The sequence below is a fragment of the Streptomyces sp. NPDC002776 genome (assembly GCF_053592195.1).
In genome coordinates this window covers 387,807-406,753 of the sequence record NZ_JBSFVG010000004.1, presented here as the reverse complement: position 1 = coordinate 406,753, position 18,947 = coordinate 387,807, and the positions used below count along the sequence as shown (strand labels likewise).

Below are 18,947 nucleotides of genomic sequence, written 5' to 3'. Positions count from 1 at the left end.
CGATGGCGACGAGTCAGGTCATCCGTTCCGAGTGGACCAAGATCCGGTCGGTGGCGTCGACGGTGTGGACGCTGTCCCTCGCCGTGGTGGTCACGATCGCGCTGGGCATGCTGATCTCGCTGCTGTCGAAGAACGAGTTCGACAAGATGAACCGCGAGGACCGGCTCTCCTTCGACCCGACCTTCATCAGCTTCGCCGGCATGAGCCTCGGCCAGCTCGCGATGATCGTGTTCGGGGTGCTGGTGGTGTCGAACGAGTACAGCACCGGCATGATCCGCACCTCGCTGGCCGCGGTGCCGCAGCGCGGCTCCTTCCTGTTCAGCAAGATCACGGTGGCGACGGCCCTGGCGCTGCTGGTCGGTCTCGTCACCAGCTTCGTCACCTTCTTCCTGGGCCAGGCGATGCTCGGCGAGCACAAGGCGTCCATCGGCGACGACGGGGTGCTGCGGGCGGTCATCGGCGGCGGTCTCTACATGACGCTGATCGCGATGTTCTCGATGGGCGTCGCCGCGATGCTGCGGTCGCCGATGCTGTCGCTGGGCATCCTGATGCCGTTCTTCTTCCTGGTCTCCAACATCCTCGGCAATGTCCCGGCCACCAAGAAGATCGGCCGCTACCTCCCCGACCAGGCCGGCAGCAAGATCATGCAGGTGGTCACCCCGGTCGACGACGACACGCCGTACGGGCCCTGGGGCGGCCTCGGCATCATGGTGCTGTGGGTGATCGCGGCGCTGGCGGGCGGATTCCTCCTGCTGAAGAAGAGAGACGCCTAGAGCCCGCGGAAGCGGGATGCCTGGCGCCCGCGGACGAGGGCGCCTGGAGCCCGCCGATTTTGCCCGCTCTTGAAGGGAACCGTCAGCGCCCCGATATCCTCCTAACCCTTACGGGGGCGTGTGCCCCGCTGTCCTGAACCTTTCGATGGGTGCGGAGCATGATCGAGGCAGTCGGCCTGACCAAGCGCTACGGCGACAAGACCGCTGTGTACAACCTTTCCTTCCAGGTGCGGCCCGGGTCCGTCACCGGCTTCCTGGGGCCCAACGGCTCCGGCAAGTCGACGACGATGCGGATGATCCTCGGCCTGGACAACCCCAGCTCGGGGCAGGTGACGATCGGCGGCTACCCGTACCGCAAGCTGCCCAACGCCCCGCGACAGGTCGGCGCGCTGATCGACGCCAAGGCCGTGCACGGCGGACGCACCGCCCGCAACCATCTGCTGAGCCTGGCCCAGCTGTCCGGCATCCCGGCCCGCCGGGTGGACGAGGTGCTCGGCGTGGTGGGCCTCCAGGACGTGGCGAAGCGGCGCTCCAAGGGCTTCTCGCTCGGCATGGGGCAGCGGCTCGGCATCGCCGCGGCGCTGCTCGGCGACCCCCAGGTGCTGCTGTTCGACGAGCCGGTCAACGGCCTCGACCCCGAGGGCATCCTCTGGGTGCGCAACCTGATGAGGTCGCTCGCCGCGGAGGGCCGTACGGTCTTCGTCTCCTCGCACCTGATGAGCGAGATGGCGCTGACCGCCGACCACCTGATCGTGATCGGCCGCGGCCAGCTGCTCGCCGACATGAGCGTGCGGGACTTCATCGCGGCGAACTCCGCCGGCTTCGCCCGGGTACGGACGCCCGACACCGAGCCGCAGCTGCGCGAGAAGCTGTCCACGGCGCTGGCCGAGGCGGGCGGGCACGTGCTGTCCGAGCAGGACGGCGCGCTGCGCGTGACGGGGCTGCCGCTGCCGCGCATCAGCGACATCGCGCACGAGTCGGACGTACGGCTGTGGGAGCTGTCGCCGCACCAGGCCTCGCTGGAGGAGGCGTACATGCGGATGACGCAGGGCGCCGTCGACTACCGCTCCACCATCGACCAGAAGGCCGGGCTGCAGCAGCCGGTGCCGCCGGGCGCGCAGCCGCCGATGCCGGTTCCGGGGCAGGGCCAGCCGGGCTGGTATGCCCCGCCGCCGCCCCAGCAGGGCGGTCAGCCGTTCGCGATGCCCCAGGGGCAGCCCGGACAGCCCGCGGCGCCCTCAGGGCCGCCTCAGGGCCCCTACGGCGCCCCGGCCGCGCCCGCCGCGGCCCCGAACCCCTACGCGCAGCCCGCGCCCGCCGCGCCCGCCGCCCCAGCTCCCGCTGCCGACACGACCAAGCCCGAGGACGCCCGATGAGCACCCCGCAGCCCCCGATGCCGCAGACCGCCGCACCGAACTGGCAGGCGGCGCCCGGCGCTTCGTACCCCGGTTACACCTCGCCGATCCCGGTGAAGCGCACCCACCTGGGCAACGCCCTCGCCTCGGAGTGGACGAAGATCCGGTCGGTGCGCTCCACGATGTGGACGCTCGGCGTTTTCGTCGTGCTCGTCATCGGCATCGGCCTGGCCACCGCCGCCCTGGTCTCCGCCAACGCCGGCCAGGGCGAGCTGGCGGGCGAGAACCCGCTGTCGTTCGGCTTCTTCGGGCTGCTGCTCGGCATCATGTGCGTCATCACGCTGGGCGTGCTGACCACGGCCTCGGAGTACGGCACGGGCATGATCCGCACCACGATGGCCGCGTGCCCGACCCGCGGGCGGGTGCTGGCGGCGAAGGCGATCGTGTTCTTCGTGGTGGCGTTCACCGTCACCCTGGTCTCGGTGCTGATCGTCGCCATGGCGGACGTGGCCATGCTCACCGACGCCCGGGAGCCGTCGAGCTCGGAGTGGCTGAAGGGCACGGTCGGCGTCTCGTTCTACATCGCGCTGATCGGCCTGCTCTCGCTGGTCGTCGGCTCGGTCATCCGGCACTCCGCGGGCGCCATCACCATCATGATCGGCCTGGTGCTGGCCCCGCTGGTGATCGCGCTGTTCATGTTCTCGCAGTCCCTGGAGGACCTGCGCGAGGCCCTGTTCGAGTACTCGATCCCGAACCAGCTCAGCGTCTTCTACTCGCAGTCCCTCACCGAGACCGGCCCGTCCGGCTGGGACCCCCTGTGGATCATGCTCGGCGTGACCGCGGCCGCCTTCGCCGGCGCCTACGCCCTGCTGGAGAGGCGGGACGTCTAGCCCACAGAGCGTGGCCCCGGCTAGAACCTCGGCGCGTTACGGGACCGCTGCACTCGCGTGGTGCGGCGGTCCTTCGCGTTCCAGCAGGACTTGTGCCAGTGTCTGCGGTCGTCGATGCCGACATGCGCGGGCCAGGCCACGACGTGCGGAACACCGTCCGGGATCAGCTGGTCGCAGCCGGGACAGCGGTACGCCTTGCCCTGCGCGCTGGACCCCGCCACATGCCGTACGTTCCACTCCTCGCCCTGCCACTCCTCCGCGGCCTGCCAGCCGCCGTAGCGCCCCGGGCGCTCGTCCTCGGCGCTCCGGCCGGACGGGGCGGAGCCACCGCCGGCCTTGGGACGGTTGCGACGCGGGGACACAGGACACCTCACGGGGCTATACAGGGGGCATGGGCCATGTCCAGCCTACGCGGCGCACACGGGGGTACACGTAGGCCGCCAATCCCCACAAGTCCCCTGCCGCGGCGGGTCATTCTGCAGACAATCCGCAAATCTCTCCGTCGAGCCGTGTCCTCGGCACGTGTCAGACGGTTATGCCGAGTGGGGGAGCTCCGCGTCGGAGCCAAGGAAGCAGGAAGAGCCATGCGCGTTGGAAGTTTCGTGTTGGCGGCCCAGTTCCCGGGTCAGGGCCAGGGGGAGGCGCTGCACCGCGCCGTCCGCTCGGCCGAGGCCGCGGAGGAGGCGGGGCTCGACTCGGTCTGGCTGGCCGAGCACCACTTCGTGCCCTACGGCACCTGTCCGTCCGCGATCACCCTGGCCGCCTTACTGCTCGGCCGTACCCGCCGGATCCGCGTCGGCACCGCCGTCAGCGTACTGCCCACGACCCACCCGGTGACCCTGGGCGAACAGGCCGCGCTGCTGCATCTGACGAGCGGCGGGCGCTTCTCCCTGGGCGTCGGGCGCGGCGGGCCCTGGGTCGACCTGGAGGTCTTCGGCTCGGGTCTGGAGGCCTACGAGTCGGGGTTCCCGGAATCACTCGATCTGCTGGTGCGCTGGCTGCGCGAACCGTCGGTCGCGGCGGCCGGGGACCGCTACTCCTTCCGCGAGGTCCCGGTCGTCCCGCGTCCCTCGGAGTCCTTGTCGGGCGAGCCCGGCCCCGAGGTCGTGCTCGCCTGCACCTCACCGCAGAGCGTGCGGCTCGCGGCCGAGCGCGGGCTGCCGATGCTGCTCGGCATGCATGTGGGCGACGAGGAGAAGGCCGAGATGGTCGCCCTGTGGCGGGAGCACGCGCGCGCGGCCGGGCGGACGCCGGAGGAGATCCGTGCCGCGCCCCATGTCTCGGCCGGCGTCTGCCAGATCGCCGACCGGCGCAGCGACGCGGCGGAGACGCTGCTGAAGGCGATGCCGGACTGGCTGAGGCAGGGGCTGGAGGCCCATGTCACGGTGGACGGCCGCCATCGGGCGATGCGGGACCCGCTGGCGTACACCGAACTCCTCTGCGGGCTGCACCCGGTGGGCACTCCCCGGCTGTGCGCCGACCGGCTGGCCGCGACCAGCGAGCGGACCGGCATCTCCCGCTTCGCCCTGCTCGTCGAGGGCTCCGGCGACCTGGCCGCCACGGAGGAGAACGTACGGCGGCTGGGTGCCGAGGTGCTCCCGCACCTCGGCTGAACGGCCTGTCCGACCGGAAGCTTGCCGCCCGTACTGAATGCACCTCCCGCGTACGGAGCGGCAAGCAAACGGCTCTCGGGCTCAGCAGTCCCGGAACTCCGGAGACTGGTTCAACAGCTGGTTGCGTACCGAGGTGAAGCGGGCCAGCGTCTCGTCGACCGACGAGTCGACCGGGAACACCGCCACCCGGTGGCAGTTCTGGAAGGCCAGCCGCACACCGAAGTGCCGCTGCAGCGCGCCGCGTATCGCGTCACTCGCAAGCGCACGCAGCAGCTGGCCACGCGCCTGCTCGTCCGGCGGGGGCGTCTGGTTGTCGGCGAACTCTCCACCGTCGACCTTCAGCTGGGCCACCAGGGAGCTGATCATCTCCCACGCGTAGGGCAGGGAGGTCCGGACGCAGTCGACGAAGGCGGCTTCGTCGACCTCGCCTCGCTCGGCCTGTTCCAGTAGGGCCGGTGAGACGTCGAGCGACATGAGTTCTCCTCTCGCACCCCCGAACAACAGGGGTTGCCGGACAGGGACGGGAGTTCACGTCTCGAACACGCTGCGTGCACAGTCCGCGACCTCCCGTTTACTACCGTAGGCAACAGACCGTGACGGCACCAGAAGAATGCGTACATGGGCAAGTCCCCGTGGGCACACAATCGGCCACAACCGAACAGGGGTCTTCCAGGGCGAATCGCGTGCACCTACGACCGTCGAGTAGCGTTGCCGACCATGCGTCTCGTCATTGCCCGATGCTCCGTCGACTACGCGGGCCGGCTCACCGCCCACCTGCCGTCCGCACCCCGTCTGATCCTGGTGAAGGCGGACGGCAGTGTGTCCATCCACGCGGACGACCGGGCCTACAAGCCCCTGAACTGGATGTCCCCGCCGTGCTCGTTGAAGGAGGGCGCGGGTGACGAGGACGGCGTGTGGACCGTCACCAACAAGGCGGGCGAGAAGCTCATCATCACGATGGAGGAGATCCTCCACGACTCCTCGCACGAACTCGGCGTCGACCCCGGCCTGATCAAGGACGGCGTGGAAGCACACCTTCAGGAGCTCCTCGCCGACCGCATCGAAACCCTGGGCGAGGGCTACACACTGATCCGGCGCGAGTACATGACGGCCATCGGGCCGGTGGACATCCTGTGCCGGGACGCGGACGGACAGACCGTCGCGGTGGAGATCAAGCGCCGGGGCGAGATCGACGGCGTGGAACAGCTGACGCGCTACCTGGAACTGCTCAACCGCGATCCCCACCTGGCCCCGGTGAAGGGCATCTTCGCGGCCCAGGAGATCAAGCCCCAGGCCCGGGTCCTCGCGACGGACCGGGGCATCGGCTGCGCGGTCCTCGACTACAACGCGCTGCGCGGCATCGAGGACGACAAGCTGCGGCTGTTCTGAGCCGGGTGCCACGAGGGTTCCGCGGCGGTTCTACGACGACGAAGGCCGGGTCCGTGCGGCGGACCCGGCCTTCTTGTGCCGTGCGCGGCCTCAGATCAGGCTGGCCGAGGTGCTGGGGCTCTCGGGTGCACTCGCCGAACTGCTCGCCTCCGCCGGGGCGCTGGAGGACGCCGGGCCGCTGGCCGAGTCCGAGGTCTCCGGGGAGGACGGCGGGTCCGTGGGCGGCTCGCTGGACGTCGGCGGCTCGCTCGTGGGCGGCTCCGAGGTCGGCGGGTCGCTGGTGGGCGGCTCCGACGTCGGCGGCTTGGTGGTCGTCGGCGGCTTCGTCGTCGAACTCGGCGGCTTGGTCGGGGTCTTGGTCGGGTCCCCGCCCGGCCCCTCCGTGCCGCTCGGGTCGTCCGACGGCTCCGCCGTCGCCGTGGGCGCCGGGTCGTCGGAGGTGCCGTACGTGCCGTCGGGACCCGGGTCCGTCGGGCGGCTCGTCGCCGTGCCCGTGTCGCCGGAGCCCTCGCCATCGTCCGCCTTGTCCGCACCGAGGCTGCCGTCACCGGCGCCCTGGCTGGCCGACGGGTTGACGCCCACCTGGTCGGAGGGGGTGCCGGTGTCGCCGTCGGAGGTGGCGCCGAGGGTCACCACGGTGCCCAGAACGGCCACCAGCAGCGCACCGGCGCCCGCGGCCACGAGGTTCCGCTTGGCGAGGCCCTTCAGACCGCCCCCGGCCTTGCGCGAGGGCGCCGGACCCGAGGTGCGGTGGATGACGAGCGCGGGGTCGTCGTTGGGCGGCTGCAGCGACGGGAAGGCCGCCGGGATGCCGCGGGGCGGCGACTGCGACTCCTCGGAGCGCGCGCCCGACACCTCCTCGCCCGCCGTCGCGCCGGCCACCGCCGCCACGATGCCGACGCCCGGGGTGTCACCGGTGCGGTCGGCGACCAGCGCCAGGGCGCGGCGGCCCGCGACGGTGCCCCGCTTGTCGGCGAGGGCGCCCCGCAGGCCGATGGAGGCCTCCAACTCGGCACGGGCCCGGTCGTACTGTCCGCCGCAGAGCGCGAGGATCCCCAACTCGTGGTGGAAATAGGCTTGTTCACTCACGTCCCCGGCGAGCCGCGCCGCCTCCGCGCCGGACCTGAGCGCCCGTTCCCAGGCGCTCCAGTGCAGTCCGGCGGCGAACGCGGGAGCGGCGGTACGGGCGAGCAGGACCGCCGGGCTCTGCGTCCCCTCGTCGAGGGGCGCGGTGGTGGCCGGCACCAGCACGCTCAGCGCGGCGAGCAGGGCGTCCGCCTCGGCGCACACCCGCTCCGGGGTGACCGAGGGATGCCCGGCCCACCAGGCGTAGTGCTGGGCGGCGGCCAGGGCCCCGGCGTCGACGTCGTCGGCGTATCCGGCGGCGGCGAGCTGGGTGCGTACGCCCGCCGCGAGGCGGTAGCGGGCGCCGACCGGCGAGACCAGACCGCAGGCGGCCAGCTCGCCGAGGGCGGCGTCCGCGTGGGTGTCGTCGACCAGGGCGGGCAGATGGGCCTGATCCGGCACCTCCCCGCCGAGCGCGACGGCGATGCGCAGCGTGGCGCGGGCGGAGGCACTGAGCCGGGAGGCGAGCAGCGGGGCGGGCGCGGCGGCCTCACCGAGCGCCGGCAGGGGTATCTCGACGCCGTCCTCGGCGTCGAGGGACGGGTCGAAGGGCACGTCGACGGGCAGCGCGTCCTCGAAGACGCCGTACTCGTCGACGGCACCGGCCCCGGCCCGCTGCTGGTCGCGCTGGCGCAGCAGGGCGCCGGCCTGGACGAACCGCAGGGGCAGGCCCTCGGACTCGAACCAGAGGTCGCCCGCCCAGTTGGCCTCGTCCTCGGTCAGCGCACGGCCGGCGGCCCGCTCCAGCAGTTCCAGCCCCGCGGCGCGCTCCAGACCGCCGAGGAAGACCTCTTCGAGTGCGGAGTCGGCGGACGGGGCCGGGACGTCGGGCGTGGCCGCGATCAGGAACGCGCACTCGGGGGTGGCGTCGAGCAGTTCGTCGAGGGCGGCGCCGCCGATCTCGACGTCGTCGAGGACGACGACCGCGCCGATCTCACCGACGCAGGCGAGCAGTTCGTCCCGGTCCGGGCGGTGCAGGGGCGCGTCGTAGACGGCGTGGAGCAGGTCGTACAGCAGATCGCTCGCCGTGCGGTGGAAGCCGTTCAGGCGCACCACGCCGTCGGGGGCGAGGTCCGCGCAGTCCTCGGCGACGACGTCGAGCAGGCTGGTGCGGCCCGATCCGGCGGGGCCGGTCAGCCGGACGGAACGACCGCGCGCGAGCAGTCGTACGAGCCGTTCGCGCTCCTCCTGGCGGGCCAGCAGGGGAAGTTCCGGCCGGGCCGGTCCGGGCGGCACCGGGGGCCTGGCCGCGCGGTCGGCCTCGGCGCGGTCGGCCGCGGTGAGCTTCGCGGGCCGGGTGGGCCGCTCGCCGGGCGGGCAGGCCTCGATCTCGCTGCCGTCGACCGGATTGACGGTGACCAGGAAGTCGCCCGAGACGAGCTGGGCGGTGCGGGCCAGTGCGGGCGCGTGCTGGCCGAAGTCGGGTGTGAGGGGGTCCCTGGGCGGGCGTTGACGCGGCGCGTTGGCGTCGTCGTCGTGGCCGTACTCCTCGGGCCCCCGGTTGTTCGGGTCCATAGGTTTCAAGCCCCCCAAAAGCGTCGTGTGCCGAAGCCCCTCCCGGCCTTGCTGCACACCGCGCTGTCGCTTCTGGTCCGGGCCCGCTCGAAGGGTTGTCACGCAGCGGGCGACCGAACCCTAAACCTTGGCACAGTATCTACGACAGGCCGGGGTACCGCGCCGTCCGAGACGTCACAGGTTCATGAGGATTGCGCACGTGATGCGCTTCGCGACCGGAACGTCCGACCGCTGGTCCCCACCCGTGCCGGTCGTCACACGCGCGGCAGTGACTCCACCCCGATGCCGCCCTCGATGGCCAGGATCCGGTGCAGCCGGGTGGCCACCAGCAGGCGTTGCATCTGCGGCGGCACCCCGCGCAGCACCAGGCGTCTGCCGCAGCGTCCGGCGCGCCGGTGCGCTCCCATGATCACTCCCAGACCGGTGGCGTCCCAGGAGTCCAGCTCGGACAGGTCCAGCACCAGATCGCCGACTCCGTCGTCGACGGCGTCGTGCAGGACCGTACGGGCGTCCGCCGCGCTGCGGACGTCGAGGCGGCCCCCGACGACCAGCTCGGCGTGGTCGCCCCTGATGTGCATAGCGCTCCCCTAAGCGTGCGTCTCGTGCTCCGCGATGTGTGTCCGGTGATGCAACCTCTGACGGCCCGAAGGGGTCAGAGGTTGCCGTCTGTAAGCGAACCGATACCGAATTCACCCCGGGGAGTGACCCTCCTGGGGCGTGTGCGGTTTCAGTGCTTGTAGAAGCCCTGCCCGCTCTTGCGTCCGATGTCACCGGCGTCAACCATCCGGCGCATCAGCTCCGGGGGAGCGAACTTCTCGTCCTGGGACTCGGTGTAGATGTTGCTGGTGGCGTGCAGCAGGATGTCGACGCCGGTGAGGTCCGCCGTGGCGAGCGGGCCCATGGCGTGGCCGAAGCCCAGCTTGCAGGCGAGGTCGATGTCCTCGGCGGTCGCGACGCCCGACTCGTAGAGCTTGGCGGCCTCGACGACGAGGGCCGAGATGAGCCGGGTGGTGACGAAGCCCGCCACGTCCCGGTTCACGACGATGCAGGTCTTGCCGACGGACTCGGCGAACTCCCGCGCGGTGGCGAGGGTTTCGTCGCTGGTCTTGTAGCCGCGCACCAGCTCGCACAGCTGCATCATCGGGACCGGCGAGAAGAAGTGGGTGCCGACCACGCGCTCGGGGCGCTCCGTCACGGCCGCGATCTTGGTGATCGGGATGGCGGAGGTGTTGGAGGCGAGCACGGTGTCGTCGCGCACGATCTTGTCGAGCGCGCGGAAGATCTCGTGCTTGACCTCGAGCTTCTCGAAGACGGCCTCGACGACGATGTCGGCGTCCGCGGCGGCGTCCAGGTCGGTGGTGGTGGTGATCCGGCCGAGGGCGGCGTCGGCGTCGTGCGCCTCCATCCGGCCCTTGCTCACGAACTTGTCGTAGGAGGCCTTGATGCCGTCGGTGCCCCGCTCGAGGGCCTCGTCGGTGACGTCGCGCAGCACGACGTCCCAGCCCGCCTGCGCGGAGACCTGGGCGATTCCGGAACCCATCAAGCCGGCGCCGATGACGGCAAGCTTCCGTGCCACTGTGCGACTCCCCATTACACGCTGTTTAAGTGCCTCTCGGCCGGACCCTAGCGGGAGTGAGGCGGTGTGTGACCGGTTAGTAACGCGAGTCACGTCTCATCTGACGGACATCACACCGGCCCGGCTCATTGCGGGCCCCGTACGGCGTAGTTGGCCCCCGCGGCTACGCTGGCCGCATGGTCAATCTGACGCGTATCTACACCAGGACCGGCGACCAGGGCAGCACCGCTCTCGGCGACATGAGCAGGGTCGCCAAGACGGACCTGCGGATCTCGGCGTACGCCGATGCCAATGAGGCGAACGCGGTCATCGGGACGGCGATCGCGCTGGGCGGTCTGGACGAGGAGGTCGTCAAGGTCCTCACCCGGGTGCAGAACGACCTGTTCGACGTGGGCGCGGACCTGTCGACGCCGGTGGTGGAGAACCCGGAGTTCCCGCCGCTGCGGGTGGAGCAGTTCTACATTGACAAGCTGGAGGCCGACTGCGACCGCTTCAACGAGCGGCTGGAGAAGCTGCGGTCCTTCATCCTCCCCGGCGGCACCCCGGGCGCGGCCCTGCTCCACCAGGCCTGCACGGTCGTACGCCGGGCCGAGCGCTCGACGTGGGCGGCGATGGAGGTCCACGGAGCCCAAGGAAAGGATGGCGGTATGAACCCGCTCACCGCGACCTACCTCAACCGGCTATCGGACCTGCTCTTCATTCTGGCGCGGACGGCCAACATCGGCGTCGGTGACGTGCTCTGGGTTCCGGGCGGGGAGCGCTGACGCGGGCTCCTTGCGGGGGAAGACCGTATAGGAGAGGGCGATCAGGCCGTAGATGCCGACCGTGCGGATCGCCACCCACTGGAAGGACCGCAGGGAGCTGATGTCGCCGTCCTCGCCGACGTACCAGACGGCGAGCTGGAGCAGGGCGAGGGCGACCGCTCCCCCGAACACCGCGCGCAGCCACAGCTTGGCCTCGTGGACGGCGCGGGCGCGGCCGTAGCGCGGGGGCTTCGGCGGGCGGGGGGCGCCGGCCAGGCGGTGGGCGGCGTGGCCGTCGAGCCAGCGGATCGTGTAGTGGCCGAACGCGACGGTGTAGCCGATGTACAGCGCCGCGAGTCCGTGCTCCCAGCTCGGTACGGCGCCGTTCTTCAGGTCGATCGCCGTGGCGACGAACAGCACCAGTTCCAGCACCGGCTCGCACAGCAGCAGCACCACGCTGGTCCGGCGCCACTTCAGCAGATAGCGGACGGCCAGGCCCAGCGCCAGCAGCACCCAGAAGCCGACCTCACAGGCGATGATCAATCCGACGATCACGGCACGCTCCTCTCGGTCACCCTTCCAGGCTCCCGGCCCGGGGCGCCGCTTTCGTCGTCGGCGGTGACGAACCGCCGGTACATCGAAAGATGCAGCGCGGGACCGTTCCCGGGCATCAGGCGACGGGGGCACGGGCCGTGTTGGATGGGTGCATGGCCGTACCGCTCCCCCGCCCGCACCCGGACGACGTGCGCATCGCCGTCGCCGGGCTGCTCGGCGGACTCCTCATCTGGGGCGTCGGGCTCGGCACCCGCACGGCGAAGGACCCGATCGTGCTGTGGGAGGGGCGCTGGCCCGTTCTGGTGCCGCTGGCCGTCATGGCCGCCTGCGAGCTGCTGCGCCGCGTGCGCCCCCGTACGGGTCTGATCGTCGGCATGGCCGCGCTGACCGCGGACGTCGTCACCCAGGGGAACCTGGTGACGGTCGTGATGTTCACGGACCTCATCTACGCGGCCGTCCTGTACGGCCCGCCCGGCACCGCCCGCCGGGTGCCCTGGATCACCGGACTGCTGACGGTGGCCGGCACGGTGGTGCCGCTGGCCGTCTGGCAGGAGCCGGAGGCACTGCTGATCGGCGTGGTCATCGGGCTGGTGGCGTTCACGCCCGCCGGCACCGGCTGGATCGTGCGCAACCACCGCGACGCCGCCGAGGCCGCCCGGCTGCACGCCGAACAGACCGCGCTGCTCGCCGAGATGGACCGCGTCCAGGCGGTCACCGCCGAACGCGCCCGGATGGCCCGGGAGCTGCACGACATGGTCGCCAACCACCTCTCCGCCATCGCCATCCACTCCACCGCCGCGCTCTCCCTGGACGACCCGAAGACCTCCCAGGACGCCCTGGCGGTCATCCGGGAGAACAGCGTCGAGGGACTCGCCGAGATGCGCCGGCTCATCGGCATCCTGCGCGACAGCAGCGGCGACCTGGAACCGGCGGCGGCCCCGACGCTGGACGGACTGACCGCGCTCGTGGAGGGCGCCCGCACCAACGGCCTCGACGTCACCCTCGGCACCGCGCACGGCAAACTGCCCGCCCCCGTCGAACTCGCCGCCTACCGCATCGTCCAGGAGTCCCTCACCAACGCCCTCAAGCACGCCTCCCCCGGCCCGGTCACCGTGACGCTCGCCCAGCGCGACGGCGTCCTGGACATCCGGGTGACCAGCCCCTACGGCGACCGGGACGGCCCGCGCGCCCCCGGTTCCGGTGCCGGTCTGGTCGGGATGCGGGAGCGGGCCGCGCTGCTCGGGGGGAGCTTCGAGGCGGCCCCCGACGACTCCCCCGACGGCAGGGTCTGGGCCGTGCACGCCGCGCTTCCCGTGACCGACCACGCACAAGGAGACCCCGAATGATCCGCGTCCTCGTCGCCGAGGACCAGTCCGCCGTCCGTGCCGGGCTCGTCCTGATTCTGCGCAGCGCGTCCGACATCGAGGTGGTCGGTGAGGCGGCGGACGGCGAGCAGGCGGTGACGCTGGCCCGGGAGCTGAGCCCCGATCTGGTGCTGATGGACGTACAGATGCCGCGTCTGGACGGGGTGTCGGCCACCCGGAAGGTCGTCGAGGAGGGGCTCGCGGACGTGCTCGTGCTGACCACCTTCGACCTCGACGAGTATGTGTTCGGGGCACTGCGGGCCGGGGCATCCGGGTTCCTGCTGAAGAACACCGAAGCCCGGGATCTGCTGGAGGCGGTGCGGACGGTCGCGCGGGGCGAGGGGATCGTCGCCCCGGCCGTCACCCGGCGGCTGATCGCGGAGTTCGCCGCCAGGCCGGTACGACAGCCGAAGGCCGATCCGGCGGTACTCGACGCGCTGACCCGGCGGGAGCGCGAGGTGCTGTCGTGTCTCGGTGAGGGGCTGTCCAACGCGGACATCGCGCACCGGCTGGACATGGCGGAGGCGACGGTGAAGACGCACGTCAGCCGCCTGCTGGGGAAGCTGGAGCTGCGCAGCCGGGTGCAAGCCGCGGTTCTGGCGCAGGAGTTGGGGATGTAGGGGCGTCTGTCCCGAACTGGTCTGGACCTATTGACCTGTGGTCCAGACCTTTCTATTCTCGCGGCACCGTGGGCGTGAAGGCTCAGCGCGCCCATCACCCCTCTTACCCAGACAGGGAGGCGCAGCATGCGCTTCAGACACAGAGTTGCGGCAGGGTTCGCGACGCTGTTGCTCCCCTTCGCCGGCCTGGTCGGACTCGCCAGCCCGGCGCAGGCGGCCACCGAGGCCACCGCCACCTACTCCAAGCCCCAGGACTGGGGCACCGGCTTCGAGGGCAAGTGGACGGTGAAGAACACCGGCACCACGACCATCACCTCCTGGACCGTCGAGTGGGACTTCCCCTCCGGCACCACGGCCGGCTCCGCCTGGGACGCCGACGTCACCTCCTCCGGCAACCACTGGACCGCCAAGAACAAGTCCTGGAACGGCGCCCTCGCCCCCGGCGCGTCCGTCTCCTTCGGCTTCAACGGCTCCGGTTCCGGCTCCCCGTCCAACTGCAAGCTCAACGGCGGCAGTTGTGACGGCGGCCCGACGGTCCCCGGCGACGCGGCGCCCTCCGCCCCGGGCACCCCGACCGCCTCCGGCATCACCGACACCTCGGTGAAGCTCGCCTGGAGCGCGGCCACCGACGACAAGGGCGTCAAGAACTACGACGTCCTGCGCGGCGGCACCAAGGTCGCCACGGTCACCGGCACCACGTACACGGACACCGGCCTGACCGCCGGCACCGACTACTCCTACACCGTGCAGGCCCGGGACACCGCCGACCAGACCGGCCCGGTCAGCGGCGCCCGCGCGGTCCGCACCACCGGCGGCAGCACCGACCCCGGCCCGCAGCCCGGCTCCAAGATCAACCTCGGCTACTTCACCGAGTGGGGCGTCTACGGCCGCAACTACCACGTCAAGAACCTGGTGACGTCGGGCTCCGCGGCCAAGATCACGCACATCAACTACGCCTTCGGCAACGTCAAGGAAGGCAAGTGCGTCCTGGACGACGCCTACGCCGCCACCGACAAGGCGTACACCGCCGACCAGTCCGTCAGCGGCGTCGCCGACACCTGGGACCAGCCGCTGCGCGGCAACTTCAACCAGCTGCGTCAGCTGAAGGCCAAGTACCCGCACATCAAGGTGCTGTACTCCTTCGGCGGCTGGACCTACTCCGGCGGCTTCGGCCAGGCCGCGCAGAACGCCGCCGCGTTCGCCAAGTCCTGCAAGGCCGTGGTGGAGGACCCGCGCTGGGCCGATGTCTTCGACGGCATCGACATCGACTGGGAGTACCCGAACGCCTGCGGTCTGACCTGTGACACCTCGGGCCCGGCGGCCTTCAAGAACCTCTCCCAGGCCCTTCGCGCCGAGTTCGGCTCGAACTACCTGATCACCGCGGCGATCACCGCCGACGCCTCCAGCGGCGGCAAGATCGACGCGGCCGACTACGGCGGCGCCGCGCAGTACCTCGACTGGTACAACGTGATGACGTACGACTACTTCGGCGCCTGGGACAAGACCGGCCCCACCGCCCCGCACTCCCCGCTCACCTCGTACAGCGGCATCCCGAAGGCGGGCTTCACCTCCGCCGACGCGATCGCCAAGCTCAAGGCCAAGGGCGTCCCCGCGGCCAAGCTGCTGCTCGGCATCGGCTTCTACGGCCGCGGCTGGACCGGCGTCACCCAGTCCGCCCCCGGCGGCACGGCGACCGGCGCGGCACCCGGCACCTACGAGGCGGGCATCGAGGACTACAAGGTGCTCAAGAACTCCTGCCCGGCCACGGGCACGGTCGGCGGCACCGCGTACGCCCACTGCGGCACCAACTGGTGGTCCTACGACACCCCGGCCACCATCGGCACCAAGATGGCCTGGGCGAAGAGTCAGGGCCTGGGCGGCGCCTTCTTCTGGGAGTTCTCCGGTGACACCGGCAACGGTGAGCTGGTGAGCGCGATCAACAACGGACTGAAGTAAAGATCACCCGAGAGAAAACCTAAGCGACATTGACGCGCTGACCGGGCGGGGCTGCCTCAAGCCACGCGAGGAAACCGGTCAGCGCGTCTTCGCTCATCGCGAGCTCCAGCCGCGTGCCCCGGTGCAGACAGGTCAGGATGACGGCGTCGGAGAGCAGCGCCAGCTCCTCCTCGCCCTCGGGCAGCCGGCGCCCGGCGACCTCGATCGCGACGCGCTCCAGGATGCGGCGCGGGCGGGGGGCGTAGGAGAAGACGCGGTACCACTCGATGCGGTCGCCGTTGTAGCGGGCGACGCCGTAGGACCAGCCCTTGCCGCTGGTGTCGGTCTTCTCCGGAGTGTCCCAGCGCAACGAGCAGTCGAAGGTGCCGCCGGAGCGCTGGATGAGCCTGCGGCGCAGCCCGAAGACGAACAGCCCCAGCGCCACGAGGGCCACGACGATTCCGCACACAGTCAGAGCGAGGACCATCGACACCGACCTCCTCGTCTCCTAGGTACCTTCACATCAGGTAACGGAACGGAAAAAACATCCATATCTGCCTCAGCCGCGGCCGGCACCGGATCGCTCCGGTCCCAGCCGCGGCTGAGTGACGTCACTACGGGCGCGCGCTGCGGTCAGCGCGCCGCCGCGGTGCGCAGGCGGACATCGGCCCGGCGCTCGGCGAGGGCGTCACCCTCCGCCTTCGCCTGCTCCAGCTCCCGCTCCGCGCGCTGGACATCGATCTCGTCCGACAGCTCGGCGATCTCGGCCAGCAGCGACAGCTTGTCGTCCGCGAACGAGATGAAACCGCCGTGCACCGCGGCGACGACCGTTCCACCTTCACTCGTACGGATGGTCACCGGGCCCGACTCCAGCACACCGAGCAGCGGCTGGTGACCGGGCATGACGCCGATGTCGCCGGACGTGGTGCGCGCGACGACCAGGGTGGCCTGGCCCGACCAGACCTCACGGTCGGCGGCGACCAGCGCGACGTGCAGCTCAGCAGCCAAGGGTGGCTCCTCGGGTCACCACCCGGCGGTTGTGCCGGGTGTTGGTTACAAGTCTAGTGGGCGTGACGGAGGGGGCGGGACGTGCCCCGCCCCCTCCGCAAGAGCGCGAGGCTCAGGAGACGCCCAGCTCCTTCGCGTTCTTCTTCAGGTCCTCGAGACCACCGCACATGAAGAACGCCTGCTCCGGGAAGTGGTCGTACTCGCCGTCGCAGATCGCGTTGAAGGCCGCGATCGACTCGTCCAGCGGGACGTCCGACCCGTCGACGCCGGTGAACTGCTTGGCGACGTGGGTGTTCTGGGACAGGAAGCGCTCCACGCGACGGGCACGGTGGACGACGAGCTTGTCCTCCTCGCCGAGCTCGTCGATACCGAGGATCGCGATGATGTCCTGGAGGTCCTTGTACTTCTGCAGGATCGTCTTGACGCGCATGGCGGCGTCGTAGTGCTCCTGCGCGATGTAGCGCGGGTCCAGGATGCGGGACGTGGAGTCCAGCGGGTCCACGGCCGGGTAGATGCCCTTCTCGGAGATCGGACGGGACAGAACCGTCGTCGCGTCGAGGTGGGCGAAGGTGGTGGCCGGGGCCGGGTCGGTCAGGTCGTCCGCGGGGACGTAGATCGCCTGCATCGAGGTGATCGAGTGACCACGGGTCGAGGTGATGCGCTCCTGGAGGAGACCCATCTCGTCGGCCAGGTTCGGCTGGTAACCCACCGCGGAGGGCATCCGGCCGAGCAGGGTCGACACCTCGGAACCGGCCTGGGTGAAGCGGAAGATGTTGTCGATGAAGAACAGCACGTCCTGCTTCTGCACATCGCGGAAGTACTCCGCCATGGTCAGACCGGCCAGGGCCACGCGCAGACGGGTGCCCGGGGGCTCGTCCATCTGACCGAAGACCAGCGCGGTCTTGTCGATGACGCCGGACTCCGACATCTCCTCGATCAGGTCGTTGCCCTCACGGGTGCGCTCACCGACACCGGCGAACACCGACACACCGTCGTGGTTGTTGGCGACGCGGTAGATCATCTCCTGGATGAGCACCGTCTTGCCGACGCCGGCACCACCGAACAGACCGATCTTTCCACCCTTGACGTACGGGGTGAGAAGGTCGATGACCTTGACGCCGGTCTCGAACATCTCGGTCTTCGACTCGAGCTCGTCGAAGTTCGGCGCCTTGCGGTGGATGGTCCAGCGCTCACCGTCGTAGGACTCGTCGACGTTCAGCACCTCACCGAGGGTGTTGAACACCTTGCCCTTGGTGAAGTCGCCGACCGGGACGGTGATGCCCGTGCCGGTGTCGGTGACGGCGGCCTGGCGGACCAGACCGTCGGTGGGCTGCATGGAGATGGTGCGCACCAGGCCGTCACCCAGGTGCTGGGCGACCTCCAGGGTCAGCGTCTTCCTCTCGCCGGCGTTGGCCGGGTCGGCCACCTCGACGTGGAGGGCGTTGTAAATCTCGGGCATCGCGTCGACGGGGAACTCCACGTCGACGACCGGGCCGATGACCCGGGCGACGCGGCCCGTGGCAGCGGCCGTCTCAACTGTCGTCGTCATTTACCTGTCACTCCCCGCGCTCGCGTCGGCCAAGGCTGCGGAGCCACCGACGATCTCGCTGATTTCCTGGGTGATTTCGGCCTGGCGGGCCGCGTTCGCAAGCCGGGAGAGCGTCTCGATGAGCTCTCCGGCGTTGTCGGTGGCCGACTTCATCGCGCGCCGCGTGGCGGCGTGCTTGGAGGCGGCCGACTGCAGGAGCGCGTTGTAGACACGGCTCTCCACATAGCGCGGCAGCAGGGCGTCGAGGACGTCCTCCGCCGACGGCTCGAAGTCGTACAGCGGGAGGATCTCGCCCTTCGGCGCGGCCTCCTGCGCGACCTCTTCGAGGCTGAGCGGCAGCAGACGGTCGTCGAGCGCCGTCTGCGTCATCATCGAGACGAACTCGGTGAAGACGATGTGGAGCTCGTCCACCCCGCCCTCGGCCGTGTCCTGCTGGATGGCCTCGATGAGCGGCGCCGCGACCTTCTTGGCGTCCGCGTACGTCGGCTCGTCCGTGAACCCGGTCCACGACTCCGAGACCTTGCGCTCACGGAAGTTGTAGTGCGCCAGGCCACGCCGGCCGACGATGTACGTGTCGACCTGCTTGCCCTCGCGCTCCAGGCGCTCGGTCAGCAGCTCCGCCGCCTTGATGGCGTTGGAGTTGAAGGCACCGGCGAGACCACGGTCGCTCGTCAGGAGCAGCACCGCGGACCGCGTGACCGTCTCGGCCTGGGTGGTCAGCGGGTGCTTGGTGTTCGAGCCGGTACCGACCGCCGTGACCGCGCGGGTCAGTTCCTTCGCGTACGGCGTGGAGGCCGCCACCTTGCGCTGCGCCTTGACGACGCGCGAGGCGGCGATCATCTCCATCGCCTTCGTGATCTTCTTGGTCGCGGTGACGGATCGGATGCGACGCTTGTAGACCCGGAGCTGGGCTCCCATGAGTCAGGTCCCTTCCTTA

19 protein-coding genes are annotated in these 18,947 nt (G+C 70.6%); 9 read left to right on the top strand and 10 right to left on the bottom strand.

Annotated elements, in window-relative coordinates:
• The first annotated feature begins 2 nt into the window (after positions 1-2).
• From ACWD11_RS11775 to ACWD11_RS11765, 3 genes are all read left to right on the top strand, one after another.
• On the top strand, positions 3-773 hold the full coding sequence (locus ACWD11_RS11775; protein ID WP_451282689.1) for an ABC transporter permease: 771 nt from the start codon (positions 3-5) through the stop codon (positions 771-773).
• A 158-nt stretch (positions 774-931) separates the two neighbouring features.
• Positions 932-2,149, top strand: coding sequence for an ABC transporter ATP-binding protein (locus ACWD11_RS11770; protein WP_389414916.1), 1,218 nt, complete (start codon positions 932-934; stop codon positions 2,147-2,149).
• The gene (locus ACWD11_RS11765) at positions 2,146-3,018 is read left to right on the top strand and encodes an ABC transporter permease subunit (RefSeq protein WP_389414917.1); all 873 of its coding nucleotides are present in this window, start codon (positions 2,146-2,148) and stop codon (positions 3,016-3,018) included. The genes ACWD11_RS11770 and ACWD11_RS11765 overlap by 4 nt, the downstream gene beginning before the upstream one ends.
• A 20-nt stretch (positions 3,019-3,038) precedes the next feature.
• On the opposite strand, the gene ACWD11_RS11760 is transcribed toward ACWD11_RS11765, so the two are convergent.
• Complete coding sequence (locus ACWD11_RS11760; RefSeq protein WP_389414918.1) at positions 3,039-3,380, bottom strand: ATP/GTP-binding protein; 342 nt, start codon at positions 3,378-3,380, stop codon at positions 3,039-3,041.
• Positions 3,381-3,602: 222 nt separating this feature from the next.
• Between ACWD11_RS11760 and ACWD11_RS11755 the strand changes: the two genes are divergently transcribed.
• Entirely contained in the window at positions 3,603-4,631 is a 1,029-nt protein-coding gene (locus ACWD11_RS11755) for an LLM class flavin-dependent oxidoreductase (RefSeq protein ID WP_451282686.1), read from the top strand.
• 81 nt (positions 4,632-4,712) lie between these two features.
• Here the strand turns inward: ACWD11_RS11755 and ACWD11_RS11750 are convergent, their stop codons facing one another.
• A complete protein-coding gene (locus ACWD11_RS11750; protein WP_250076035.1) occupies positions 4,713-5,105 on the bottom strand; it encodes an SCO5389 family protein in 393 nt (130 codons plus the stop codon).
• A gap of 243 nt (positions 5,106-5,348) precedes the next feature.
• On the opposite strand from ACWD11_RS11750, the gene nucS reads away from it, so the two are divergent.
• Positions 5,349-6,020, top strand: coding sequence for an endonuclease NucS (nucS, locus tag ACWD11_RS11745; protein WP_389414920.1), 672 nt, complete (start codon positions 5,349-5,351; stop codon positions 6,018-6,020).
• Positions 6,021-6,110: 90 nt separating this feature from the next.
• Here the strand turns inward: nucS and ACWD11_RS11740 are convergent, their stop codons facing one another.
• The 3 genes from ACWD11_RS11740 to ACWD11_RS11730 form a co-directional block, all read right to left on the bottom strand.
• Positions 6,111-8,660 (bottom strand): ATP-binding protein, encoded by a 2,550-nt coding sequence (locus ACWD11_RS11740; RefSeq protein ID WP_451282684.1) that lies wholly within the window; start codon positions 8,658-8,660, stop codon positions 6,111-6,113.
• A gap of 254 nt (positions 8,661-8,914) precedes the next feature.
• On the bottom strand, positions 8,915-9,238 hold the full coding sequence (locus tag ACWD11_RS11735; RefSeq protein ID WP_389414922.1) for an STAS domain-containing protein: 324 nt from the start codon (positions 9,236-9,238) through the stop codon (positions 8,915-8,917).
• A gap of 149 nt (positions 9,239-9,387) precedes the next feature.
• Positions 9,388-10,236 (bottom strand): 3-hydroxyacyl-CoA dehydrogenase family protein, encoded by an 849-nt coding sequence (locus tag ACWD11_RS11730; protein ID WP_389414923.1) that lies wholly within the window; start codon positions 10,234-10,236, stop codon positions 9,388-9,390.
• Between the two features lie 176 nt (positions 10,237-10,412).
• Between ACWD11_RS11730 and ACWD11_RS11725 the strand changes: the two genes are divergently transcribed.
• The gene (locus ACWD11_RS11725; protein WP_451114226.1) at positions 10,413-11,000 is read left to right on the top strand and encodes a cob(I)yrinic acid a,c-diamide adenosyltransferase; all 588 of its coding nucleotides are present in this window, start codon (positions 10,413-10,415) and stop codon (positions 10,998-11,000) included.
• On the opposite strand, the gene ACWD11_RS11720 is transcribed toward ACWD11_RS11725, so the two are convergent.
• A complete protein-coding gene (locus tag ACWD11_RS11720) occupies positions 10,917-11,534 on the bottom strand; it encodes a hypothetical protein (protein WP_451282682.1) in 618 nt (205 codons plus the stop codon). The two genes, ACWD11_RS11725 and ACWD11_RS11720, sit on opposite strands and share 84 nt — an antisense overlap.
• A gap of 152 nt (positions 11,535-11,686) precedes the next feature.
• Here ACWD11_RS11720 and ACWD11_RS11715 point away from each other — a divergent pair, with 152 nt between their 5' ends.
• The 3 genes from ACWD11_RS11715 (at position 11,687) to ACWD11_RS11705 (ending at position 15,474) form a co-directional block, all read left to right on the top strand.
• Positions 11,687-12,880: a sensor histidine kinase gene (locus ACWD11_RS11715; RefSeq protein WP_389414926.1), complete on the top strand. Its 1,194-nt coding sequence runs from the start codon at positions 11,687-11,689 to the stop codon at positions 12,878-12,880.
• A complete protein-coding gene (locus ACWD11_RS11710) occupies positions 12,877-13,518 on the top strand; it encodes a response regulator (protein WP_451282680.1) in 642 nt (213 codons plus the stop codon). Before ACWD11_RS11715 ends, ACWD11_RS11710 begins: the two co-directional genes overlap by 4 nt.
• A 126-nt stretch (positions 13,519-13,644) precedes the next feature.
• Positions 13,645-15,474 carry a glycosyl hydrolase family 18 protein gene (locus ACWD11_RS11705; RefSeq protein WP_451282678.1) on the top strand — a complete coding sequence of 610 codons (1,830 nt, stop codon included), beginning with the start codon at positions 13,645-13,647 and terminating at the stop codon, positions 15,472-15,474.
• Between the two features lie 19 nt (positions 15,475-15,493).
• On the opposite strand, the gene ACWD11_RS11700 is transcribed toward ACWD11_RS11705, so the two are convergent.
• The 4 genes from ACWD11_RS11700 to ACWD11_RS11685 form a co-directional block, all read right to left on the bottom strand.
• The gene (locus ACWD11_RS11700; RefSeq protein WP_383312254.1) at positions 15,494-15,940 is read right to left on the bottom strand and encodes a DUF2550 domain-containing protein; all 447 of its coding nucleotides are present in this window, start codon (positions 15,938-15,940) and stop codon (positions 15,494-15,496) included.
• A gap of 146 nt (positions 15,941-16,086) precedes the next feature.
• The gene (locus tag ACWD11_RS11695; protein ID WP_389414929.1) at positions 16,087-16,461 is read right to left on the bottom strand and encodes a F0F1 ATP synthase subunit epsilon; all 375 of its coding nucleotides are present in this window, start codon (positions 16,459-16,461) and stop codon (positions 16,087-16,089) included.
• Positions 16,462-16,573: 112 nt separating this feature from the next.
• Positions 16,574-18,010 carry a F0F1 ATP synthase subunit beta gene (gene atpD / locus ACWD11_RS11690; protein ID WP_389414930.1) on the bottom strand — a complete coding sequence of 479 codons (1,437 nt, stop codon included), beginning with the start codon at positions 18,008-18,010 and terminating at the stop codon, positions 16,574-16,576.
• On the bottom strand, positions 18,011-18,928 hold the full coding sequence (locus tag ACWD11_RS11685; RefSeq protein ID WP_250076005.1) for a F0F1 ATP synthase subunit gamma: 918 nt from the start codon (positions 18,926-18,928) through the stop codon (positions 18,011-18,013).
• Between the last annotated feature and the right edge of the window lie 19 nt (positions 18,929-18,947).